Source organism: Aliidiomarina haloalkalitolerans (genome assembly GCF_003987315.1).
Taxonomy (GTDB): domain Bacteria; phylum Pseudomonadota; class Gammaproteobacteria; order Enterobacterales; family Alteromonadaceae; genus Aliidiomarina; species Aliidiomarina haloalkalitolerans.
In genome coordinates, this window is the sequence record NZ_PIPI01000001.1 from 561,108 (window position 1) to 584,865 (window position 23,758).

General features: G+C 47.9%; 25 protein-coding genes. 6 read left to right on the forward strand and 19 right to left on the reverse strand.

From position 1 onward, the window contains the following. Positions 1–13: 13 nt before the first annotated feature. The 6 genes from CWE06_RS02580 to CWE06_RS02605 form a co-directional block, all read right to left on the reverse strand. Positions 14–790, reverse strand: coding sequence for a DUF1365 domain-containing protein (locus CWE06_RS02580; RefSeq protein WP_241972449.1), 777 nt, complete (start codon positions 788–790; stop codon positions 14–16). Next, positions 768–2,069, reverse strand: a complete 1,302-nt coding sequence (locus CWE06_RS02585) for an NAD(P)/FAD-dependent oxidoreductase (protein WP_126790871.1) — start codon at positions 2,067–2,069, stop codon at positions 768–770. The genes CWE06_RS02580 and CWE06_RS02585 overlap by 23 nt, the downstream gene beginning before the upstream one ends. A 92-nt stretch (positions 2,070–2,161) precedes the next feature. Then, on the reverse strand, positions 2,162–2,896 hold the full coding sequence (locus CWE06_RS02590) for an SDR family NAD(P)-dependent oxidoreductase (RefSeq protein ID WP_126790873.1): 735 nt from the start codon (positions 2,894–2,896) through the stop codon (positions 2,162–2,164). After that, the gene (locus CWE06_RS02595) at positions 2,893–3,345 is read right to left on the reverse strand and encodes a nuclear transport factor 2 family protein (RefSeq protein WP_126790875.1); all 453 of its coding nucleotides are present in this window, start codon (positions 3,343–3,345) and stop codon (positions 2,893–2,895) included. Before CWE06_RS02595 ends, CWE06_RS02590 begins: the two co-directional genes overlap by 4 nt. 36 nt (positions 3,346–3,381) lie before the next feature. After that, entirely contained in the window at positions 3,382–4,872 is a 1,491-nt protein-coding gene (phrB, locus tag CWE06_RS02600) for a deoxyribodipyrimidine photo-lyase (protein ID WP_126790877.1), read from the reverse strand. A gap of 82 nt (positions 4,873–4,954) precedes the next feature. After that, positions 4,955–5,899 (reverse strand): YbgA family protein, encoded by a 945-nt coding sequence (locus tag CWE06_RS02605; protein ID WP_126790879.1) that lies wholly within the window; start codon positions 5,897–5,899, stop codon positions 4,955–4,957. A 132-nt stretch (positions 5,900–6,031) separates the two neighbouring features. On the opposite strand from CWE06_RS02605, the gene CWE06_RS02610 reads away from it, so the two are divergent. From CWE06_RS02610 to CWE06_RS02620, 3 genes are all read left to right on the forward strand, one after another. Continuing rightward, positions 6,032–6,652 (forward strand): LON peptidase substrate-binding domain-containing protein, encoded by a 621-nt coding sequence (locus tag CWE06_RS02610; RefSeq protein ID WP_126790881.1) that lies wholly within the window; start codon positions 6,032–6,034, stop codon positions 6,650–6,652. 96 nt (positions 6,653–6,748) lie between these two features. After that, on the forward strand, positions 6,749–7,381 hold the full coding sequence (locus CWE06_RS02615; RefSeq protein WP_198679031.1) for a sigma-70 family RNA polymerase sigma factor: 633 nt from the start codon (positions 6,749–6,751) through the stop codon (positions 7,379–7,381). Further along, positions 7,374–8,036, forward strand: a complete 663-nt coding sequence (locus CWE06_RS02620; protein ID WP_126790883.1) for a ChrR family anti-sigma-E factor — start codon at positions 7,374–7,376, stop codon at positions 8,034–8,036. The genes CWE06_RS02615 and CWE06_RS02620 overlap by 8 nt, the downstream gene beginning before the upstream one ends. A 162-nt stretch (positions 8,037–8,198) precedes the next feature. On the opposite strand, the gene ihfA is transcribed toward CWE06_RS02620, so the two are convergent. The 9 genes from ihfA to CWE06_RS02665 all read right to left on the reverse strand — a co-directional run bounded on the left by ihfA (position 8,199) and on the right by CWE06_RS02665 (position 17,964). Further along, complete coding sequence (gene ihfA / locus CWE06_RS02625; protein ID WP_126790885.1) at positions 8,199–8,495, reverse strand: integration host factor subunit alpha; 297 nt, start codon at positions 8,493–8,495, stop codon at positions 8,199–8,201. Between the two features lies 1 nt (position 8,496). Then, positions 8,497–10,887 (reverse strand): phenylalanine--tRNA ligase subunit beta, encoded by a 2,391-nt coding sequence (gene pheT / locus CWE06_RS02630; RefSeq protein WP_126790887.1) that lies wholly within the window; start codon positions 10,885–10,887, stop codon positions 8,497–8,499. 22 nt (positions 10,888–10,909) lie between these two features. Continuing rightward, positions 10,910–11,890 carry a phenylalanine--tRNA ligase subunit alpha gene (gene pheS / locus CWE06_RS02635; RefSeq protein WP_126790889.1) on the reverse strand — a complete coding sequence of 327 codons (981 nt, stop codon included), beginning with the start codon at positions 11,888–11,890 and terminating at the stop codon, positions 10,910–10,912. A gap of 321 nt (positions 11,891–12,211) precedes the next feature. After that, positions 12,212–13,432 carry an RNA-binding protein gene (locus CWE06_RS02640; RefSeq protein WP_126790891.1) on the reverse strand — a complete coding sequence of 407 codons (1,221 nt, stop codon included), beginning with the start codon at positions 13,430–13,432 and terminating at the stop codon, positions 12,212–12,214. Positions 13,433–13,710: 278 nt separating this feature from the next. Beyond that, complete coding sequence (rplT, locus tag CWE06_RS02645; RefSeq protein WP_126790893.1) at positions 13,711–14,070, reverse strand: 50S ribosomal protein L20; 360 nt, start codon at positions 14,068–14,070, stop codon at positions 13,711–13,713. A 16-nt stretch (positions 14,071–14,086) separates the two neighbouring features. Beyond that, on the reverse strand, positions 14,087–14,284 hold the full coding sequence (rpmI, locus tag CWE06_RS02650) for a 50S ribosomal protein L35 (RefSeq protein WP_126790895.1): 198 nt from the start codon (positions 14,282–14,284) through the stop codon (positions 14,087–14,089). Between the two features lie 79 nt (positions 14,285–14,363). After that, positions 14,364–14,921 (reverse strand): translation initiation factor IF-3, encoded by a 558-nt coding sequence (gene infC, locus CWE06_RS02655; RefSeq protein ID WP_126790897.1) that lies wholly within the window; start codon positions 14,919–14,921, stop codon positions 14,364–14,366. Positions 14,922–14,927: 6 nt separating this feature from the next. Beyond that, positions 14,928–16,844, reverse strand: coding sequence for a threonine--tRNA ligase (gene thrS / locus CWE06_RS02660; RefSeq protein WP_126790899.1), 1,917 nt, complete (start codon positions 16,842–16,844; stop codon positions 14,928–14,930). A gap of 181 nt (positions 16,845–17,025) precedes the next feature. Beyond that, positions 17,026–17,964, reverse strand: coding sequence for a DMT family transporter (locus CWE06_RS02665; RefSeq protein ID WP_126790900.1), 939 nt, complete (start codon positions 17,962–17,964; stop codon positions 17,026–17,028). 140 nt (positions 17,965–18,104) lie between these two features. Here CWE06_RS02665 and CWE06_RS02670 point away from each other — a divergent pair, with 140 nt between their 5' ends. Next, positions 18,105–18,317 (forward strand): zinc ribbon domain-containing protein, encoded by a 213-nt coding sequence (locus CWE06_RS02670; protein ID WP_157981114.1) that lies wholly within the window; start codon positions 18,105–18,107, stop codon positions 18,315–18,317. 10 nt (positions 18,318–18,327) lie between these two features. Here CWE06_RS02670 and CWE06_RS02675 read toward each other — a convergent pair whose 3' ends face one another. Then, on the reverse strand, positions 18,328–18,951 hold the full coding sequence (locus CWE06_RS02675; protein WP_126790904.1) for a riboflavin synthase subunit alpha: 624 nt from the start codon (positions 18,949–18,951) through the stop codon (positions 18,328–18,330). A 34-nt stretch (positions 18,952–18,985) separates the two neighbouring features. Between CWE06_RS02675 and CWE06_RS02680 the strand changes: the two genes are divergently transcribed. After that, positions 18,986–20,113 carry a DUF3080 family protein gene (locus CWE06_RS02680; RefSeq protein ID WP_126790906.1) on the forward strand — a complete coding sequence of 376 codons (1,128 nt, stop codon included), beginning with the start codon at positions 18,986–18,988 and terminating at the stop codon, positions 20,111–20,113. 13 nt (positions 20,114–20,126) lie between these two features. Here CWE06_RS02680 and CWE06_RS02685 read toward each other — a convergent pair whose 3' ends face one another. The 3 genes from CWE06_RS02685 to CWE06_RS02695 all read right to left on the reverse strand — a co-directional run bounded on the left by CWE06_RS02685 (position 20,127) and on the right by CWE06_RS02695 (position 22,292). Next, positions 20,127–21,089, reverse strand: coding sequence for a diacylglycerol/lipid kinase family protein (locus tag CWE06_RS02685; RefSeq protein ID WP_126790908.1), 963 nt, complete (start codon positions 21,087–21,089; stop codon positions 20,127–20,129). Positions 21,090–21,109: 20 nt separating this feature from the next. Beyond that, positions 21,110–21,559: a CC0125/CC1285 family lipoprotein gene (locus tag CWE06_RS02690; protein ID WP_157981115.1), complete on the reverse strand. Its 450-nt coding sequence runs from the start codon at positions 21,557–21,559 to the stop codon at positions 21,110–21,112. A gap of 94 nt (positions 21,560–21,653) precedes the next feature. Beyond that, on the reverse strand, positions 21,654–22,292 hold the full coding sequence (locus CWE06_RS02695; protein WP_198679010.1) for a M48 family metallopeptidase: 639 nt from the start codon (positions 22,290–22,292) through the stop codon (positions 21,654–21,656). A 79-nt stretch (positions 22,293–22,371) separates the two neighbouring features. On the opposite strand from CWE06_RS02695, the gene CWE06_RS02700 reads away from it, so the two are divergent. Beyond that, the gene (locus CWE06_RS02700; RefSeq protein ID WP_126790912.1) at positions 22,372–23,739 is read left to right on the forward strand and encodes an amidohydrolase; all 1,368 of its coding nucleotides are present in this window, start codon (positions 22,372–22,374) and stop codon (positions 23,737–23,739) included. Positions 23,740–23,758 lie beyond the last annotated feature (19 nt).

Below are 23,758 nucleotides of genomic sequence, written 5' to 3' on the forward strand. Positions count from 1 at the left end.
TATTTGAGCGTTCTTATTGACGCTTGTTTTTGCCGGGATGGCCGTAAAATGGGACGCGTTTGACTATTAAACGCAAAGCTTGCCAATAAATCGCAGCAACTGCTTTTGCGGTCATCCAAGGCGTTTGCTTAAATACGTAGCGAATGCTCGAACGGTTTAATGGCATTCGTTTTAAACGCATTGACGCCGTAAATATTTTTTCTTGTCGCCACAGCTCAATTTGCACGCCTAGCGGCGAATCTGCAACGAATTTAGGCAGCTCTAAGCGCCACCGGTAATCCATATCGATGGGATTAAACGGTGACACATGAAAAGCTTTTTCATGTTCAAGTGCTTGGTCGAGAGCCAACAAGTAGTAATGACGCTCATTCCAGGGTGTATTACTTACCTCAGCGAGAACATGGGTGAATTCGCCGTCGTCATTCTCAAGGTAGTAGCAATTCAGGGGACTGAAGTACACACCAAAACAACGGACGTTGCCAAGTAAGTAAACTCGGCCCGTTAGTTCGCGTTCGGCTAGCTCAGACATTTTTCGACGCACGCAATCGGCTAACGACTCGTTAGACTCGCGGGGTTCATCGCGAAGGTAATCTTGTTGACGCAACGAAAAGGCAGCAAAACCACCGTCAACCCGCAAAAGCCGACTGTTGTCCCCTGCCGTTGCAAGATCATCAAGGTCGAGCCACCACTGTGACAATTGATAACGGAAACCATGTCGCTTTGGTGTATAGCGTTGGTGGCCGACATGGCCGATGTAAACCGCATGATTACTCATAATAAGCTGGTTCATCCGGTGTGATTTCTATTCCTAAGCGACGCACTACGTCAATGGCACTGCGGACGCCGTCCTCATGAAAGCCGTTGTACCAGTATGCACCACAAAAATGCGTTCGATTCTGACCACAGATTTCATCACGGCGTGCGCGTGCTCTAAATGACGCCAGCGAATACACCGGATGCGCGTAAGTGAAGCGACGTAGAATTTTGTCCTCAGCAATTGCGGCGGTATTGTTCAACGTCACGCAGAACGTTACCGGAGCGTGTTCGATGCCTTGCAGAATATTCATATTATAAGTCACGGTCGCTGGCTTCTCTTCGGCCTGCTCACGCACAGATGCCGGCAGTAAATAGTTCCAACTAGCCCAGGCGGCTTTGCGTTTGGGTAGCTGACTCACATCTGTATGCAAGACCACATCGTTATCTTGATAAGGAATGCCGCCCAGCACTTCTTCTTCAGCCACAGTAGCATCGGAAAGTAACGCCAGGGCTTGATCACTATGGCAAGCAAAAACAACCTGATCGAATTGTTCAATGCGCCCGTCGGCAAAGTAAAGTACCGCTGCATTCACATGGCGCTCAACCCGCTCAATTTCTGCGTTTAATTCGATACGTTCAGCGAATGGCTGTGTAAGAGCAGGAATATAGCTTCGGGAACCACCTTTAATTACATGCCATTGCGGACGGTCTTGAATGTTCAACAAACCATGGTTCATAAAAAAGCGCAGGAAAAAACCAAGTGGGAATTGTGCCGACTCTTTTAAACTCGCCGACCAAATCGCCGCACACATCGGGTATAAGTAGTTGTTTGCGAAATCCTCGCCAAGCTGCAATGCCGATACGAAGTCAGCCAAAGTTTGACCATCCACCTCAGCTTCCGAGCGTGTTTCAAGAGCCTCTTTAGCCGCCTTATTGAAGGTCACAATATCACCGAGCATACGATAGAAGCTTGGTCGTAAAAGATTGCGTTTCTGTGCAAATAACGTCCATAGACTATGGCCGTTGTATTCAAGACCACTCAGAGGATTCTTGACTGAAAAGCTCATTTCCGTGTCTTGCCATGCCACCCCATTCCGCCGCAATAAAGTTTTAAAGTAAGGGTAAGTACGGTCGTTAAAGACAATAAAACCGGTATCGATTGCGAAACTCTTGCCGGCAACTTCAACATCAACTGTCGCAGTATGGCCGCCAATATAATCACCTTTTTCAAAGACCCAAACTTCATGCTGCTCACTTAACAAATGCGCTGCCGTTAATCCAGCAATACCCGAGCCAATGACGGCAATTTTCATATGAAATCCTTTAGTAAAACAAGGGTGACACAAGCACCCAAAGCAACAACGAGTGAAATTTTATAAGGTTAGATGTAGTCGCTTACCAAAGGTTACGAGCGCATACGGGACGATAGTCCTACTTGCCAACGGTAAGGCAGCCGATGTAAAAACGCCAACATCCAGCCAAATATACGTGGGAAAGCGATATGTGGTTTACCACCCGCTAAACCTTTTTGAATGGCGATACTTGCCTTGGCAACCGAGATTCGCATGGGCATTTCAAAATCATTGGCATCGGTCATGGGCGTTTCGACAAAACCGGGTGAAATAGTCGTCACCGCGATGCCATGATCTTTCAGATCCGTCCGCAAGCTGCTGGCGAAATAATGTACAGCAGCCTTGCTTGCGCCGTAGGCTTCCGCTCGGGTGAATGGAAACAGCCGCGCCATGCTATCGACGATCGCAATCCGAGCTCCGCTTTGCATGTGCTGAACTAAGGTTTCACAACAGTACACCACACCGAAAAAGTTCGCGGCAAAAACTCGTTCGACGAGAGCTGCATCGAATGACTTTGCATCGTCGATATATTCACACACCCCAGCGTTGAGGATCGCTAGGTCTAACTGTTCTAGGTTGCTCAGTGCATTTTGTACCTGCTCGCGCTCGGTAACGTCAAATACGACGGCATGAAAATGATTCTGCTGAGTCGGTGGCAGTTCACTTTGCAGCGCTGCTAGTTTTTCCTGATTGCGCCCGCAAGCATAAACATCATGTCCAGTAGCAAGGTAATCAAGCGCCAGCTGTTTCCCAATTCCTGAGCTTGCACCGGTAATTAATATGTTCATACACCCGCCAATTTATTGCGTACTTTGCCAACCACCCAGCCTAACAGTGGAATATGTTCATAAATCATCGCGCCAAGGTCATAGTAATCAACATGCTCTTTGATCCGATTTTCATCCTCAGCAAACAACAAATGACTCGTGCCCGGAATTTGAATCTCGCGCCCGCCAGCAAGTTTCTCGTGTTGTAAACGCATTTGCCAAACGAGAAAGGCCTGTTCGCGGTCGACCATGGTTTTTTCTATGGCAAATTTGCACGTCAATGCATTTTCCAAACCATGGGCTAAATAGTCACGTAACTGATCGCGACCTTGAACTAATTGCACTGGATCTTTAAAAGTCACATCGTCAATGTAGATTTGCTTCAAACTTGCCAAATCACGATCGTCGAGTTCGGCATAAAAATCGCTAAACGTAGCAATTAACTCTCGACGTTCTGCTGTTTTAATCATGTCATGCCCTTTCGCGTATGAGACCGAGTCTGAAGCCTAACCAGAGGCTGCAGACTTCGCTACCTTAAACTTAGCAATAAAATCCGTTCGGCGCTCAGCATGATCAACGATTGGTACAGGATACGGTAAATCCTGACCATACTGAGCCGCCAAGTAGCTCGCTGGGTCGTGAATATACTTAGTCGGAACATCCGCTAACTCTTTGACCCACCTACGAATATAGCTTCCTTCCGGATCAAATTTTTCGCTTTGTCGGAATGGATTAAAAACACGAAAATACGGTGCAGCATCGGTGCCTGTGCCCGCACTCCATTGCCAACCACCATTGTTGGCCGCAAAACTACCGTCAATGAGTCGTTGCATGAAATAGCGTTCGCCCCAGCGCCAGTCAATATGCAAATCTTTCACGAGGAAACTTGCCACAATCATCCGCACTCGGTTGTGCATCCAACCTGTCTCATTGAGTTGCCGCATACCAGCATCAACAATCGGAACACCGGTTTTGCCTTCGCACCAAGCGGCAAATTCAACTTTATCATTGCGCCATGGGAAACCGTCGGTCTCCACTTGAAATGCTTCACCGCGACTCAAGCGTGGCTCATGAAACATTAAATGTTGGTAAAATTCTCGCCAAGCCAATTCCGACAACCACGTGTGCGCACCTTCCGACAGCCCGAATGGAAAATCCGGTGATTGTTTTTGGAGTAAGTGCGCAGCCACTCGGGGCGACAGCACACCGATTTCAAAATAAGCTGAAAGCATTGATGTCCCGTCTAGGGCAGGTAAATCACGTTGCTGCTTATAATCCTGCACTTGCTCGCGTACATAGCGCTGTGCCTTGCGCCGGACATCACCCTCTGTTACCGACCAAGCCTCGCTCGTCAAGACGGGTCTGGCAGTTTGTGCGGGTGCTTGGGCTGTTACATCATGTTTGGCAGTATTCTGATTGGCGCGTTTGATTGTTTCGCGAGTATAAGGCGCGGGTATGCCAACGTTGGCCAAATGCTGAAGCCAGGCTTTGAAAAACGGCGTAAACACTCGATAGTACTCACCTTTGCCGTTCTTAATTTGTTCCGGTGCCACTAGCACGTTGCTATCAAGCTGATTAACGTGCACATCAACTTCGACCAAAACCTGCTCAACTTGGTGATCGCGCCGGACTTCATCGAGTGCATAATCACGATTCCAGTAAACAGCAGTAGCATTGTGTCGTTGCGTAAACTCACACAATGCATCAGGAATCGCCGCATAATCCGGAACGTCAAGGACCGTCAATACAATCCCGAGCTCGGCAAGTTCATTGGCTAAAGTAACGAGACGACGCTCATATAAGTCCCATTTAATCGCTGACCAGTCGTGCTGCAGCCATTGTTTCGGAGTTCGAAGGGCAACTGCATGGACGCATTCATGATTCACACAGGCTCGCTGCAGCGCATCATTATCGAGTACTCGCAAATCCTGGCGAAACCAAACTATTGCCGCACTTGTTTCTCGGTGACTGGTCTCTGCTTTAACTGTGGATGCCACGGCCTCTTCCTTCTCACGATGACGACAATTTTCAGCTGATGGTTTAAGTTTTTAACCACAAGCCTTCGATTAGAGCCAACAATTACAGCCCATAACGCAGTTTTAGATCATCGGGATAAGGTTGAAAATACGATTGCTCCTGCAAATATAGGTCGGGAAACATGTGAAGGTAATGCCGCATCATAGTTAGTGGTGCTGCTAACGGTTCAGTTCCGCGGCGATAGTCTAAGACTAATTGTGCTAAGGCAGTGCGTTGCTTCGAGTCAATGTGCTTTCGGAAATACCCTTGTACGTGCTGCAACACGTTGGTGTGATCACGGCGTGAAGCAGGTTTGCTAAGAGCACGCATTAAACGAAATATATAATTAGTCAAAAATTCATCACTCAGCAAATCTTGCTGCGCAAGCTCTTTGCCTAGCGCACGATAGACGCCCTGATTATGCGCAAGTAATAACAATTTATGACGGGCATGAAAACGATACAGGTCTTTCTTCGTGAGCGGTTGTGGTAAGTTTTTCCATTCGTAGTACACGTACATGCGTAAGACAAAGTTTTCCCGCAAAGCCGCGTCATTTAAGCGACCATCTTCTTCCATCGGCAAGGCTGGATAAAGTACACGTAATTTAGCTGCAAAAATGCCCATACCTTCCTTGCGATTAGCGTTGCTCTCTTCGTTGTAAAGCCTCACCCGCTCCATCCCGCAGCTCGGTGATTTCGCACAAAGAATATAACCCGACAATTGATCGAGCTGCGATGTACGAACCGTGGCGAAATTGGCTAACTTATCGGTCACATCCTCACCCGTCTTTTGCACCACAGCGCGCGTGTCTTCGGGCGTGCCAACCAAACGAATGGTGGGTCGCGGTACGGACATGCCAATTCCGACTTCTGGACAAAGCGGCAAGTACTCAACATGTTTTGCAAGTTGATGCTGACAAAAATCGTTAGCTTTATGGCCACCGTCATAGCGAACTTTTTTTCCAACTAAACATGCGCTAATACCCACGTACACTGGCGCTTGACTCATTTTCTATCCTTTAAAATAGTTTTAACCAACATAGATCCACTTTCTTCATCCTGACGTAAAAATTTGCATACGCCAACCTCTGGCATGAAATTGTTTGATCTTAGTCGTATTCATAGGCACAGGAATTTAGTAATGGCGACGCCAAACTCAACAACATTAGGGTTATTTCCTTTGACCTCCACGGTACTCCCGGGCGGTCGCATGCAGTTGCGTGTGTACGAACCTCGCTACTTACGGCTCGTGCGTGAATCGTTACGTGAGCAAACCGGCTTTGGATTGTGCATGCTCAATCCAAATGGTGACCGCGACCTAAACACTCACGTCTACAAAGTTGGTACTCTTGTACGAATTATCGATTTCGAAACACTCGCAGATGGCTACTTGGGTATCACGATTCTTGGCGAACGTTTATTCGAAATCGATGAAATTGAAACTGAGTCAGACGGCTTACGACGCGGCCACGTGCATTTTAAGTCGCCTGCTGCCTCGATTCCGATGACCGATTCGGAAGTTTGGGCACATGAATTGAAACAGCGTCTCGAAGAAGTTTTTAATAACTACCCAGAAATCGCGCGACTCTATCCGGATCGAAACTTTGAAGACCCAACTTGGGTCTGTAATCGTTGGTTAGAATTATTGCCGCTGCCTGGGGAAGTGAAACAGGATCTCTTGAGCGAAAATAACTTTAGCCAGATGTTGGCTTACCTCGCCCAACTGTTTGCGGAAAATGAACAACAAAACGAATTAAACTGATCTCGATACTGATCCAAAATTACAGCCATTACGTTAATCCATGTAGTCGATAATTCAAGTTTGTTTGGTGCGGGTTAAATAAAGGCGTACACTATGATGCAAGTCATGCCAGAAAAGCGGGTCAACCGACAGTACATGAAAACGAACAGTGCAAGTCCGCAAGACATTACCCCAGAACACCTCGCTGCGTTGTTAGCCGAGGTAGCAGTGCAGCGTTCGCGGCGCGCCTTTGCCGAGCTCTTCAAGCACTTCGCGCCACGCTTGCAAAGCTTTGCAACCCGTCAGTTCGGCAATGAACAGACAGCGATGGACTTGGTTCAAGAAACCATGACCAATGTTTGGCACAAAGCGCATTTGTTTAGCCCTGAGAAAGGCTCGCCCACCACTTGGATTTTCACCATTGCGCGAAATATTCGGTTTGATATCTTACGGAAAAGCAAGAAAAACCAAAATGACATAAGTGCTGAAGAGTTGTGGCCAGTGTTGTCTGAAGAAATGTCTGACAGCGACGATGAGTTCGCCATCGACCAAACCATTCTTCTGCAAGAAATTACAAGTTATTACAACCAATTACCAGACGCACAGCGTGAGGTAATTGTTTCCATTTATATCGAAGGCAAGTCGCAACAAGAAGTATCGGACGAGCTTGGTATTCCATTGGGTACGGTAAAATCACGTACCCGCTTGGCGTTACAGAAACTTAGAGAGTTGATTACTGACCATGATTAAATTCCATCCAAACGAAGAACTGCTTGTGCAGTACGTACAGGGAAATCTCGACAGCGCCCTCGCCGTTGTGGTTGGTACCCATATTGACATGTGTCAGCACTGCAAAGCTCACGCACGAGACATCGAAACTCATTTATCAGCAAAAGAGCTCGGTGCCAGTACCGACTTCAGCGAGCTGACGATGCAAGCGATGCTTGAAGATATTCTCAATTCGGCTGCGCCAGCAATCAGTGCGCCACAACAGATCCTTGATAAAGTAACGGTTGAAGGCAAGCAGTTCCGCCTCCCACCGGCGCTTAAGCGCGTTTCTCACCGCTTAGGCGACTGGAGCAAAGTGCCTGGCTCAGTATGGCGTGCACCATTAAAAGTAGATGATCACAGTGCAGTGAATCTAATCTACATGGGTGCAGGTGCGTCAGTACCTGAACATACTCATCGCCAACACGAAGCCACTTTGGTAATCAACGGTACCTTCAATGATGAACACGACCGCTATCACGATGGCGACTTTGTTTTCCTTGGTGCGGATCATCGTCATTCGCCACAAACTGCAGAGGAAGACTGCTTAACCTTGGCTTGGCTCGATGCCCCACTACAATTTACTTCAGGTATGGCTCGTTTACTCAATCCGTTTAGCAGTTTATTCTTTAAGTAAGAAACAACCTATAAGGTTGTTCTCTCCCAATAAAAAAACGAGCAGGAACTTCCTGCTCGTTTTTTATTTCGTCTCTTTTTTACTTCGTCACTATTAAATGGCCACGACAATAGATTAAATTGCAAACCTTAATAGCACCCGACTAGAGGAGCTAACATCGAGTTACTCTTCAAAGTTAGCGTCTTCAACACGCGCTTTAAACTTCTGACCGGGTCGAAAGGTAACCACTCGACGCGCCGAAATTGGAATATCTTCACCAGTTTTAGGGTTACGTCCCGGGCGCTGTGCTTTGTCACGCAAGTCAAAATTCCCGAATCCAGAAATTTTAACCTGTTCACCACTTTCAAGCGCTTGGCGAATTTCTTCAAAGAATGTTTCCACTAACTCTTTGGCATCCCGCCGGTTCATTCCTAATTTTTCAAACAAATGTTCGGCAATTTCAGCTTTGGTCAGCGCCATATTAACTGTCCCTCAACACCGCATTGAATTCATTTCGCAGCGCGTTTATCACCTGTTCCATCAAGGAATTTACTTCCTGATCTTCCAGGGTACGATCTGCCGCCTGTAACGTCAGAGCAATGGCCAAGCTCTTCGACTCGGCTGGCACATTTTCTCCGGTGTATACATCAAACAAGTTTAGGTCAACTAACTGATTTGCGCCAATTTTTTTAATTGATTCTAACACTTCACCCGCTGCAACTTGGCGGTCAACCAAAATAGCGATATCGCGACGGATAGACGGGAACTTTGAAATTACGCCAGCTTGCGGTACTAAACGTTCACGCAACAGGTTTAAATCAAGTTCAAAGACAAACGCACGCCCTTTCAGGCCAAACAGCTTTTCGAATTGCGGATGCAACGCCCCACAATAACCAACTAACGTTTCGCCACGATAAATCGCAGCGCTCTGCCCTGGATGCAAGGCTGTATGTGCTGATGCAACAAAACGGAACTCATCAAAACGACCGGTCGCCCGCAACAGCGTTTCGACGTGCCCTTTTAAATCATAAAAGTCAACGGCACGAACGCCATCGCGCCAGTGTTCGCCTTGAACAGTCCCCATAATCACACCCGCGATCATCGGCTGTTGCGCAATACCATTTTCAGCACTATTGTCCGGCACAAAACGTAAGCCAGTTTCAAATAAGCGGATATTTTGTTGCTGACGTTTTTGGTTATAACCCGCAGCCGACACCAGCCCTGGCCATAAGCCTAGACGCATCGATGACATTTCAATCGAAATTGGATGCGGCAGCGTTAATGCAGCAAGCTCTGGATACAATTGCGCTTGGTGTTTTGGGTCAACAAAACTGTAGGTAATCGCTTCCTGATAGCCTTGTGCGAGCATAACTTGCTGCACGGCGCGCAGCGGCAAGTGAATTTCTTCAACTCGCGTCATGCGTAGTTCTGCAGTTGGGGCGACGGCTGCAATGTTGTTATAGCCGTAAACCCGAGCAATCTCTTCGATTAAATCTTCTTCAATTGCAATATCAAAGCGATAAGTGGGGACTTGGACTTGCCAACCACTAGCGTCTTTCGCAACGGTAAAACCTAAACGTGTCAGAATCGCTTCAACATCCGTCACAGCAATGTCAGCGCCTAAGACACGACTTAACCGTTCTGCCCGCAGGTTGATATTGGCTGGTTTTGGCAGATGATCAACGCTCACTGCTTCCACCACTGGGCCTGCTTCTCCGCCACAAATTTCAAGGATTAACGCCGTAGCGCGTTCCATGGCAGTGCGCTGCAACTCAGGGTCGACACCGCGCTCATACCGATGCGAAGCGTCAGTATGTAAGCCGAATCGACGTGCTCGTCCCATTATCGCGTCAGGTGCAAAGAATGCACTTTCTAGGAAAATATCTTTTGATTCAGTGGTTACACCGGTTTGTTCGCCACCGAAAATGCCCGCCATCGCTACCGCTTTTTGCTCATCCGCAATGACTAAAACGTCGTCCTGCAAGGTGACTTCTTGACCATCAAGTAGCGTTAGCTTCTCTTCCGGCTTCGCCATACGCACATGAATATCACCATGCAGCTGACTTAAATCAAATGCATGCATCGGGTGGCCGAGTTCAAGTAAAACATAGTTGGTGATATCCACAACGGCATCGATTGAACGCACGCCGGCGCGACGTAAACGCTCTTGTAGCCACAACGGCGCTTGCGTATTGGCATTGATATTGCGAATAACGCGGCCCAAATAGCGTGGGCAAGCGTCTGCAGCATCCAAATGAATGGCCCGTTGGTCGTCAATAGTCGCAGCAACTGCCGCAAATTCTGGTACATTGACGTCAATCCGGTTTAACACCCCAACTTCTCGAGCTAAACCACGAATACCTAAACAGTCCGCCCGGTTTGGGGTTAAATCAATTTCAATCGCATGGTCGTTTAAACCGAGCCATTCACGAAAGTCAGTCCCCACCGGTGCTGCGGCAGGTAGTTCTAGAATACCGTCGTGATCATCACTGAGTTCAAGTTCCGACGCTGAGCACAACATGCCGTGGGAAGGTTCTCCACGTAGTTTGCTCTTTTTGATTTTAAAGTCACCTGGCAATTCTGCGCCGACCGTTGCCACTGCCACTTTGATACCAGTACGGCAATTCGCTGCACCGCAAACGATGTCCAATAACTCGTCAGCACCGATATCAACTTTCGTTACCCGCAACTTGTCTGCATTCGGGTGTTGTTCACAAGCTTTCACTTCGCCAACAACAACACCATGGAAAACACCGGCAACTGGCTCGATACCATCAACTTCTAAACCAGCCATGCTTAATTGTTCGGCTAATTGCTCGGTGCTCAGCTCTGGGTTGACCCACTCTCGTAGCCACTGTTCACTGAATTTCATAATCTATTCTTCCCTCTACCGCTTAGCCGAACTGTTTTAAGAAACGTAAGTCATTTTCAAAGAATGCGCGTAAGTCATTAACGCCGTAACGGATCATAGTTAACCGTTCAACGCCCATACCAAACGCAAAGCCCGTATATTCTTCTGGGTCGATATTGACTGCTTTCAGGACATTCGGATGCACCATCCCGCAACCTAATACTTCTAACCATTTGCCGTCTTTACGACGCACATCGACCTCAGCTGAAGGCTCCGTAAATGGGAAGAATGACGGCCGGAAACGAATTTCTAGATCTTCTTCGAAGAAGTGGTGTAGGAAGTCATGCAGAATGCCTTTGAGCTCAGCAAAGCTGACATTTTTGTCGACCATGAGGCCTTCAACTTGGTGGAACATCGGCGTATGCGTCTGATCATAATCATTCCGGTATACCCGACCTGGGGCAATAATCCGCAATGGTGGTTGTTGCTTTTCCATGGTGCGAATTTGCACACCTGAGGTATGCGTACGCAACATCGCGTCAGCATTGAAATAAAAGGTGTCATGGTCTGCGCGCGCTGGATGCTGAGGAGGAATATTCAAGGCATCGAAATTATGGAACGCATCTTCCACTTCAGGGCCCTGTTTAACGCCGAAGCCAAGTTGACCAAAGTAATCTTCAATTCGTTGAATCGTACGTGTCACCGGATGTAAACCACCGAGTTGGTTCATGCGCCCTGCTAACGTGACATCAATGCGCTCAGCTTCTAAACGCTGATTCATTTCTGCGTCTTTCAGCTCGTCGCGACGTGCATTGAGAATCTCTTGCAATTCTTGCTTGGCTTGGTTGATTAACTGACCTGCTTGCGGACGCTCTTCAGGGCTTAATTTTCCAAGGCTTTTTAACTGCTCGGTTAAATGGCCTTTCTTACCCATATATTCAACTCGAACATCTTCGAGTTGCGCTGGCGTAGTCGCAGCAGCTGAGGCTGCTTTACCCGCTGCTAGAATTGCTTGTAAATCCATGACTTTCCTCAATGAACCAGTTACTCAGGAGTTTTGCATCACGTATTAAGAACCGAGTATTTGGCGTCTTCAATGTATTCAGACTATCGCCCAAGTCACGGTCAATAGCCGACCTTCTAAAAACGCACCCACGCTCACAAATAACGTTGAAAAATAAGCCGATATGATAACAGATCGCAACGCCAACCTGCACATAAAATTGCGAGTAAAAGGTACATGTTCAAAAAAGTAGCCAGCGCAAAACCGGCGCTGGCTACTCATCATGACAGTAAGGCCGCTAAACTCTAAAACCACAAACCATCGTTTTATTTAGTTAGCTATTTAGGGAAAGTTCACTGGGCACATCTCCCAAAAACCGACCGTTTGCGGTAAACATTGACGCGTATTATCGTCATTGACGATACAGCTTTGTGTTTTCACGGTTTTATAACAGCGTTCGACAAAAGGACTCGCTGGGTTGTCTGGGTTTTGGCGAACAAACTCTGGTTCGCCGTGTGATATGGGCTCAAAGAATTCAGGATTATTTAATAATAACGATAAGCATCCGATATCACCTAACGAACGTAAACTTAAGTGTGCGCCACTGATTAAATCACTGACTAAAACGCCACCAATCGCCGAGGTGCCTGGGGCTAAGATAAACCGAACGAGGTGCGGTTCTATGGGGCCTTCTGAGACATTACCTTCATAGCTGACTTTAAAGTTCAAACGGTTATTCCACGGGTCTGAAAAGCGGTACATGGTCCACAAGTCATTGCGGCTATATTCCCAACTAACCCCGACTTGTTGTTTCCCAAAAGACAAGCCATTCAAACGTTTATCTGTCACCACTGCTTCAAATGAACGAGTACCGAAGCGACTACTGATCCCGGTTGCCAACATGCGGTGGAATGCGTTACGCCAGTTTAAATTTGTGAAATACTGCACTGGATGCCCCTCACAACTTTCTGCCGACAAATTGTAGTTTTCGACAACGTCAAGTTCATGCGTAGTCCAGTCCACTAAGGGTATTGGTTGAGTGACTACTTCGAAATCATTTTGCGCCTGTAATGCGGCTAAAAAGCGTTGGTGAAAACTATAAAAGACAGCTAAATCTGCTAACTCCTCTGCTGTCGGTGCCAATTCTTGAGTCGTTGGATTACCTGACGCACACCAGGTACCATGGCATTGAACTTGAACGCGAAATTTATACGCTCGCTGTTCGATGGGATTAACGACCATGAGCACTCGTGGCGCTGCAAAACAAGACATATCATCGGGCGTAGGAATTTGCCCCTGTTCCTGTGTAAAGGTACATTCCGCCAACGGTGCCTGTGCATGCGCTATCGATATTGCTTCCTGACGATTACAGGTTTCGCAAACAAAGACTTTTTCGAGTCGTTGCGCGTCCGAAGAGGATTGAGAATGAGCAAACGAGGGATTAAACGCTGCGCTAAAAAACAACCAAGCGATTGTCACCAATAAGAAATTAGAGCCAAATAATAATCGCCACTTTCGCTGTCCTTGTGCCTGTTGACTATTCTCCATGTGATTGTTCTCCATGTGATTGTTCTCCATGTGATTGTTTATAAAACAACCAACAACAATTTTGGCCAAGATTTCAGCAGGATGCAAGGTCTATATTTGTTCTTAGTGTAGTTACCTTCAATTTCATATCGAAATTTAGCGGCCGTGAGATATCTGTGAAGTGAAATGAAATGAAATGAAATGAAATGAATTAAGAAAATTTAATACGTTTGCCTGAGCAAGAATTCATAAACGTCAGACAGCAAAAAGGGAGCCAATGGCTCCCTTCTCTATTCTAGCTTGAAGCTGTTTGCTTACGCAGACAGACCTTCTTTCGCTTTCTCTACCAATGCAGCAAAACCTGCTTGGTCGTGAACAGCGATATCAGCCAAAATCTTACGGTCGATCTCAACAGATGCTTTCTTCAAACCGTTGATGAAACGGCTGTAAGAGAGGCCACCTTGACGAGCCGCTGCGTTGATACGAACGATCCATAATTGACGGAACGTACGTTTCTTCACGCGACGGTCACGGTATGCGTATTGACCAGCTTTAGTTACAGCTTGCTTCGCAACGCGGAATACGCGACTGCGAGCACCATAGTAACCTTTCGCCTGCTTCATGATTTTCTTGTGACGCGCGCGCGCCATCACACCACGTTTTACTCGTGCCATGTGTCAGTCTCCTCTCTTATGCGTACGGTAACATGCGATCGACTAAAGCAACATCGCTCTTATGAACCATGCTCTTAGCCCGCAGGTGACGTTTACGCTTTGAGCTCTTCTTGGTCAGAATGTGACGCAAGTGAGACTGCTTGCACTTGTAACCGCCTGAAGCAGTTTTCTTAAAACGCTTAGTAGCGCTTTTTACACTTTTCATTTTTGGCATTGCAAAAACTCCGCATTGAGATTGCCATTAAGTAGCCGGGGTGAAGCTTTCCGATTGAAAACTTACTTGTAAACCCACGTTACTTGTTACTAAGTGGTGCCAGAACCATAATCATCTGACGCCCTTCGGCCCGACGAGGGAACGATTCACAAGTTGATACTTCTTCGAGATCGGTTTTAATCCGCTCAAGAAGGTCAATACCAATCTCCTGATGTGCCATTTCCCGGCCACGGAAACGAATAGTGACTTTTGCTTTGTCACCACCCTCAAGAAAGCGACGCAGGTTGCGCAGTTTTACCTGGTAATCGCCTTCATCAGTACCAGGTCGGAATTTAACTTCCTTGACCTGAATCTGTTTCTGCTTTTTCTTCTGCTCTTTCTGTTGCTTACTTTTCTCGTACAGGAACTTTCCGTAGTCCATGACGCGACACACAGGCGGCTCAGCATTTGGACTGATCTCAACGAGATCAAGCCCTGCTTCTGCAGCAACTTCAAGTGCTTCGGTTAAGCTTACAACACCACGCTGTTCTCCTTCGCCGTCGATTAAACGGACTTCTCCAGCCGTGATGTCTTCGTTAATACGTGTTTTGTCGGCCTTTTGGCCTTTTTTTCCGCCTTTAATTGTGTCTTCCTCCAATCAGTTCTAAGAAATTACGCGGGTTGTTACTTCTTCGCGTAAGCGAGCCATGAAATCGGCCACGGCAAATTTGCCGAGGTCTTCACCTCGCCGGGTACGAACCGCGACTTGTCCTTCCTCTACCTCGCGATCTCCTACCACCAATAAGTACGGCACGCGCTTAAGCGTGTGCTCGCGAATTTTAAAGCCTATTTTCTCATTTCTCAAGTCGGCTTTTGCTCTAAAGCCCTGTTTTTTCAATTCTGAGACGAAATTTTCGACATATTCGGCCTGATTATCGGTAATATTCATCACCACGACCTGCGTTGGTGCCAACCAAAGCGGGAAATAACCAGCGTACTCTTCGATCAAAATACCCATAAAACGTTCAAGCGAACCTAAAATCGCGCGGTGAATCATCACTGGTATGTGACGTTCGTTGTCTTCACCCATATAAGTTGCGCCCAAACGGTCAGGTAATGCAAAATCGAGCTGAATTGTACCACATTGCCACGCTCGACCGAGACAATCATGTAAAGTAAATTCAATTTTCGGTCCGTAGAAGGCACCTTCACCCGGTAAATACTCAAATTCGATGTCGTGGCTCTTCAATGCATCGGCTAGTGCAGCCTCTGCACGATCCCACATGGCGTCATCACCAAGACGTTTCGCTGGGCGGGTTGATAGCTTCACGACGATCTTGTCAAAACCGAACGCCTGATACGTTTCATAAACCATACGGATACAGCCAGACACTTCGTCTTGCACTTGATCTTGGGTACAGAAAATGTGAGCGTCGTCTTGCGTAAAACCGCGCACCCGCATCAAACCATGCAAAGCACCGCTCGGTTCGTTACGGTGACAGCAACCAAACTCAGCCATTCGCAATGGTAGATCACGGTATGACTTCAGACCTTGGTTAAAAATCTGTACATGGCCCGGACAGTTCATTGGTTTGACTGCATATTCGCGGTTTTCCGAAGATGTTGTAAACATCAACTCCGAGAACTTTTCCCAGTGGCCAGATTTTTCCCAGAGTACGCGGTCCATCATCAATGGGCCTTTTACTTCCTGATAGTCATAATCATGCAGCTTTTCGCGGACAAATTTTTCTAGCTCTTGGAAGATAGTCCAACCATTGTGGTGCCAAAACACCATACCTGGCGCTTCTTCCTGCCAGTGGAATAAATCTTGAGTTTTACCGATTTTCCGGTGATCGCGCTTTTCTGCTTCTTCTAAACGTTGCAAATAAGCTTTTAATTCTTTTTTGTCAGCCCAGGCAGTGCCGTAAATCCGTTGCAACATTTTGTTATCGGAATTACCACGCCAATACGCTCCAGCCACTTTCATGATTTTAAAATGCTGACAAAAACGCATGTTAGGCACGTGCGGGCCACGACACATGTCGATGTATTCTTCGTGATGATAAAGGCCTGGACGGTCGTCACGGGCAATGTTCTCATCGAGAATTTCTACTTTGTAGCTTTCACCACGTTGCACAAATACTTCGCGAGCTTCATCCCAGCTTACTTTCTTTTTAACCACGTCGTAATTAGTGCTTTGCAACTCTTGCATACGTTTTTCAAGTGCATCAAGGTCTTCTTGCGAAAGTGGTCGATCGATATCAACGTCGTAGTAAAAACCATTATCGATTGTCGGGCCTATCGCCATTTTTGTATTTGGCCACAACTGCTTGATGGCGTGCCCTAACAAATGCGCGCATGAGTGCCGAATAATCTCCACACCTTCAGGATTCTTAGGGGTAATAATTGCGAGCGTAGCGTCGTTTTCAATCACGTCACAAGCGTCAACTAATTCGCCATTCACACGACCTGCAACCGTGGCTTTCGCTAGGCCTGGACCGATATCATTGGCGACATCAAGAACAGATACAGGGCGGTCGAATTCGCGTTTGCTACCATCGGGGAGAGTAATTACTGGCATGAGCGTTCCTTTTTTACAGTGGTGACACCTACCAAGTGCCACTTGTATGCATTGATTACATAAAATAAGTAAGAGAAGAATTTAACCGGGCAACTATACCGAAGCCAGCCCGATGACGCAATCAAGAATCGCTTTGAACCACAGCAAGGCCGCAACTTATCTGGTCGCGGCCATGTTGGCATTAAAGCAAAAATAGAACACTAATACCGATCATCGCCACTAAGGTTCCGACGACAGCGCGAAAGCTTACCCGCCGGCCCCGGATAACGTTGAGGCCAAGCATAAACAGTGGCGCAGTTGATAGAAGTGTTTGCGCGATGCCTGGCGTGACATAGGCGATTGCCGTTTGTTGTAACCAAATTGCCAAGAAGGTCCCTAAAACAATCGCACTGAAGAGTGTTGGTAAATGCGTGGCTCGAACTGCAGTAACGGTCTGCTTTAACATCCGTGGCTTTAACACCAGTAGTGCAACCGTTAACATGATCGTGCCGGCGGCAAGACGCAACATCGCGGCCTGCAAGGCGTTAATACTGAAATGTTGAAACGCATAAAACGCCATGACCAAACCGACGGCTTGGCAAATCGCAGCGGCAACACCAAATAGTACGCCACTGCGCGACAATGGCACACCTGCGATCGGTTGCCGCTCGGTTAGCACCAAAAGAACGCCGGTAATGACGACTAAGGCTGCAACGATTTGTCCGCCACTTAGGGTTTCACTGAGAAACAACCACGCGATTACAGCCGCGAACGGAGGCGCTAGATACTCAAGTAAGATGGTATGCCCTGCCCCCAAGCGTCGTAGAGCTGAAAAATAACAGGTGTCGCCGATGGTGATACCAATCACACCGCTTAGCAATAGCAGCCAAATTGGGGTGCTGTCCCAACTCAGTTGTTGCATGTTGGTAAAGAAGAACAACCCGAACGCGAGTAACGGTGTTGCGATTAGGCCTTTCACCAAATTTAACTGTGCAGAACTTAAGTGATGGCTGCTACGGGCATACATAAGTGTTGCTAACGCCCAGCAGAACGCAGCAAGTAATGCGGCAAGTTGGCCGATAAACGGACTCACTAAGCTACCGAGTTCCTGGATTGACGAAGCTCCAACAACGACGTTCATCGGTGGCAATTTTCCAAGAAAATTTGTTGATATGACGTCACGTTACGCTCTCCAAAGGCGATTCTGCAGCAGGTTATCAGTGTCATTGCTATAGTTAACAAGGTGAAGGTTTTCCTTTTCTGCTGACATAGGACATGACTATGGACCAAGAAAAATTGCACGATGCAGCAGCGCATTGTCCGCATTGCGGGCACACCATTCACTTTTATGTGGATCTTTCCGAAGATGATCCACAAAATTATGAAGAAGAGTGCCCTGTTTGCGGTGATGTTTTATACGTCGAACTTTTTCGTGATGTTGGTGACGACAAGTTCCATGTGCGCATTAAAGCGGACGACGAACAATACTATTAGGCAGCAACGCTTATTGCCGCTGCAACACGCGTTTCACTGTCTCGACAATCGTCACTGTTTGTTGATCCGCTTCGATGTTGATACGTTGACCAACCTTCGCTTCACCGAGAATCGTTAGGGCTAAGGTTTCTGGAATTAAATGCAGCCAAAACCCCGTGGCGTCGACCTCGCCAACCGTTAAGCTGGCGCCATCCACAGCAACAAACCCTTTCGGCAGAATATATTCGAGCCACGACGGTTCTATTTGCAAATACAAACGACAATTATTGTCGCTGTCAATCCGTTGCGCCAAGGTTGCGGTGGTTTGAATGTGGCCTGAAACTAAGTGTCCACCAAGCTCTCGACCGAGTGTTAACGAACGCTCAAAGTTTACTTCGCTACCAACCTGTAAGTCGCCTAAATTGGTCAGTCTTAAGGTTTCATCGATGACATCAAAGCGAACCCAAGATTCGGTTGCTGAAACATTTTGGTCAAAGCCGGTTACCGTTAAGCAACAACCATTAATGGCAATACTGGCGCCCGTTTCGACAGCCTGCAAGTATTCAGGAGCAACGGCAATTTGGAGCTGACGAAATTGCCCCTGATCGTGAATCGCGTTAACCTTAGCTTTCGTTTGTACAATACCGGTAAACATGTAAAACCCTTAACTTCACTGTGGACTGCCGACCATGTCAGCTCAATTTGCCGCTAGTGTAGCGCAAAAGAAATATCTTGGCACGACTCTCATACCTACGCTTGTTAGCGTATTTTTGGTTCTGTTTTTGAGTGCCTGCTCGCGCACCAGTGATGATGCTCTGCTTGATTACCAAAAGCGTATTGCTCGTTTAACCGATGCACCATTGGTAGCGACTGAACGGCCAGAATTTCCGCAGCCGCCACGCGTCCAAGTCACACGTGAAGCTATCCCTGAATTCACCATTAGTTTAGTGGCAAGCCAGAGACTCAATCGTTGTCGGGCCGGACAACTAATTGCCGAACGCAATAGTTCGCTTGGCCGTGTTCAACCACCGAATGCGCGCTTACGGCATGAACTTGCCATGCTCACTGCCCTCCCTGAATGTTTGCAGGATGCTCACATCGCTGACAGCTCGATTGCCAGTGAACTAACCGCAGCCATCGCCCACAAAACGTCGACATTACCAAATTGGCGGCAACGCATGATCACCAATGACCCGATTATGCGTGATAGCTTGCGCCCGGGGCGTAACTTACTGGCGGTTGAAACTATGGCCGCAGCGTCAGAAACACTCGAAGCCATTGATTACTTTTTGTACATATTTACCGAGATAGAGCGATTCCTTGCTGCTACACAAACGTCAGGCAGTCTCACAGCTGAGTCTGACTTGCAGGTCATCGAAGTGAATTTAAACGATTGGCAAGTCGCCGTTGCTGCGCTCGGTCAAGGGGATTTCTTAGGTCGTTACCTACGCAGTCAACAGCACGCCCTAGGCTATATGCAAGCATTGAATCAACAGCTAACCGACGCTGGCACCTTGGTGGGTTGCCGCCCAAATCACCAACCCGCTGCTGCAGATTACCTGCATAACGTGCTCATGGCATTTTGGATAGGTGAATTACAGCCCATGTTTGCCCGCTGGGATGGTTATCAGCAACAGCTTGAGCCACGTATTCAAGCTTTATCTGACTATGTTGATCATCCGCAATGGCATGCGTATTTTCGCTATTTAGCAGGTTCTGAAAGCATTGCTCAGCAGCTACAGCAGGAAGTTCGCCACCATGCCGAACTGTGGCAACAGGTGCTGCAGACTTGTGGCCTTGAAGCCGGCTTACGGTAAGTTATCATCGTAATTAGTCAACCGCGCGCAGAAGGAATGCGGCGGGAATCGTTCGGATTCGCACTGGGGTCATGCCAATCAGTTCACCGTCAGCCTCAACGGGTAAATTCGGTGTTGTTATTTCAAGTGCCGAAAATTGACCTGTGTGCACCTTGTGAAGGTTGACATGGGCGCCACGGTAAAGCTTTTGTAACGCTAGCAACTTCCGCCAAAGGGGCATTTTTTCAACTAAACAATAAGCTAAGTAGCCGTCATCTACCAATGCATGCGGCGCAATGTGCATACCAGCACCAAAAAACTGATTATTCGCTGCAATTAACATAAACGTCGGTCGTTGCGACACTGCCAGAAGCTTTTGCTGCGTTCCACGAAGTGCCAGCGGCTGTTCACGATAACGCAACAAACTTAAGCAGGCCGACCAAAGATAGCTAAACCGCGGCCAAAGAAACTTTTTGACGCCCATGCGACGCACCAGATCACCGTCAAAACCGACACCTGCAACATTAGCGAAATAGCGTGAACCAACTTGCCCTAAGTCAATCGCGTGTGGTGTCCCATGCAAAGCTTGTTCCACCCAGTCAGTCAATGTCGCAGTTGAGGTAAAAGCTGAAAACCAACCGCGGGCAAAGTCGTTACCAGTGCCGCATGGCAAATAACCAACCGGCAAACGACTTGCTACTAAAGCATTGACTGCTTGGTGTAACGTGCCATCGCCACCAAGCACCACCACGCGGTCAAACGTTTCTTGCTGCAGTAATGTTTCAACTGCAGCAACTGTCCGTTCTAATTGCGCGAAAGTTTCGAACCGATGCCATGTACTGCCCTCTTGCACGAGCGCATGTTCGAGCGCCGCAAGCAATTTTGCTTTGCGGCGATTCGGTAGTGGATTAAGAAAAATTAGGGCACGCCCTGACGTCGCGAGTTCGTTTGTATTTCCCTGAGCTCGCGCGTCTCCTCCGTGAGCATGAATTGTCATTGCGTACCTATCAGTTGTGCTTAGTCAGCGTCACGTGGGCGGAGGTTTTCAAAAACTTCACTGGCTTTGAAAACATTTTCGTCATCTGGAACAGGTCCTCGTCCGAGGCGAATTTCTAAATTCACTTCAACTTCGCTGCGGCCGTCCCCTAAGGTCATCCCTAGGTGATACCGAGTAAAAGGCCCTGGATAACCCATGCCGAAGCCAACGTGGCTGCTACTGACGCGTTCACGATCAACAAAAGTTTCGCGGTTGGTCACCCGAAACCAGTCATAACCGCGTTCAAGGGTAATTTCAGCAGCGCGAAGCATGGCGTAATCGACCGCCATCCCAATATTATCGCCGCGGGCTTTGAAGTTCACCCGGTATTGCTCTTCCGTAATTTGACGTTCGGAATAGCCAAAGCCACCACGCTCAGCTGCCCGGTAGGCCGGCTGTCCCGCACAGGCAGTGACGACGAAGACAGTCATCAAACTCAATGCTATTAGTTTAAGTCCATGGAAATTTAATCGCGAAAATATCTGCATAAATGACCTCTCATGTTGGTCTCAATGACGCTATTAATTATAGTCGTCGCCGACGATTTGGGTTTAATTCTTTATCGAATCTTTGCCAATTCGGCAGAAATCGGTCCATTAATCGGTAAAAACGAGCACTATGATTGGCTTCATGTAAATGAACGAGCTCGTGCACCAAGACGTAATCAACCAACTCGAATGGTTTGTCCGCTAGCATCAAGCTGAGCCAAATTCGCTTACTCCGAATGTTACAACTACCCCAGCGACTGTGCATTTTTTTAATCCGCACTTCGAGTGGCTCGACACCAATACGTTCCGCCCAGTAAGGTAAACGCTGCTCTGCATATCGTTGCAAAGCCGCCCTTTGCTCTTCGAGCTTGTGCCAGTCCAGTGTTTCACCTTGATCCGGTTGCTGTTTAATTTGCTCAACATGGCCACGAATCCAGTCACTTTTCGCCGCTACAAACGCAAGGACTTGTTCCGTTGCCACTCGATGCGGTGCGGAAACAAGCACATCGCCCGATCGTGCTTTAATGCGTATGCGCATGGTTTTCATATTTTTCCGCGTCAGTTGAAAACGTACGCCTGCATGCTGGCACCACATTGAGTTCACCACTCCACCCGTCTCGCTATAGTTGTCGTCTGAGTTGTCGTCTGAGTTGTCGTCTGCACAGCATACTGCCATACTGCTGAAAACTCTATGGTTTAGACGAGATGTTTAGTCAACTTAAAATTAGCGTCAGCGACACAGTAGGAGTATAGCCATGCACCGAACTCAGGACCGTCATTCACACCGACATCAACACCGTCATCCACGTAGTACAGCACATCGTTTAGTTGCCGCGGCATTGCTTTTTGCCTCGCCGCTCGTGTTTAGTTCAGCCTCTGCTCATGACCACAGCTCACTTCATACCATCAGCTCAAACCTTGAGCAGCAAGTCATTGAGTGGCGCCGCGACATCCATCAACATCCTGAGCTAAGTAACCGCGAATTTCGCACAGCCGCTTTAGTCGCCGAACATCTTCGAAATTTAGGTATTGAGGTACAAACAGATATTGCCCACACAGGTGTGGTTGGGTTTCTCCGTGGCGGCCAGCCCGGCCCCACCATTGCGTTACGCGCAGATATGGACGCACTCCCCGTAAAGGAGTTAACGGATGTGCCATTCGCCTCACAAGCAATGGGTGAGTATCGTGGCCGAGAAGTACCGGTGATGCACGCTTGCGGCCACGACCTGCATGTCGCCATGCTCATGGGTGCGGCCACGCACTTAGCTGCTCATCGTGACGAAATTACAGGTAATGTGATGTTTATCTTCCAACCTGCCGAAGAAGGTGCGCCAGAAGGCGAGGAAGGCGGCGCTGAACTCATGCTCAAAGAAGGGATTTTTGCCGACGTGCAACCCGACGCAGTGCTCGGGATTCATGTTTGGTCAGCAGCCAATACCGGTGTTATCGGCTATCGTAAGGGCCCCTTGATGGCTTCTTCCGACCGTTTCGAAATAACCATCAAAGGCGAACAAACTCATGGCTCACGGCCATGGGGTGGCGTCGACCCTATCGTCACTGCAGCGCAAGTCATTAATAATGTCCAAACCATCGTTAGTCGCCAGGTGGATATTACTAAAGCGCCAGCGGTCGTCAGCTTTGGAATTGTTGAAGGCGGTATTCGTAACAACATCATTCCAGACGAGGTTTACCTCGAAGGCACTATCCGTAATTTTGATATGGGTATTCGCTCTGAAATTTTCGATAAGCTAACCCGCACTGCTGAATACACCGCGCGCTCTGCCGGTGCCGAAGCTCACGTGCACATTCACGAAGGCTACCCAGTCACGGTGAATCATCCTGAATTGGTTGAACATCTATTGCCACTCACGCGACAAGTAGCCGGTGATTCCAACGTACGTGAAAATGACTTAGTCACCGGCGCTGAGGACTTCTCGTTCTTTGCTCAAGAAGTGCCTGGCATGTTTGTTTTCCTTGGCATAACACCGCACGATCAGGATCCTGCGACTGCACCAAGCAATCATTCGCCCTACTTCTATGCTGACGAAGCTGCATTAAAAGTCGGCACCGAGCTTTTCATTAACTGGGTGATGTCGTTTCCAGAGGAATTTCTGGCTCGATAACCCATGGGCGCCATTGACA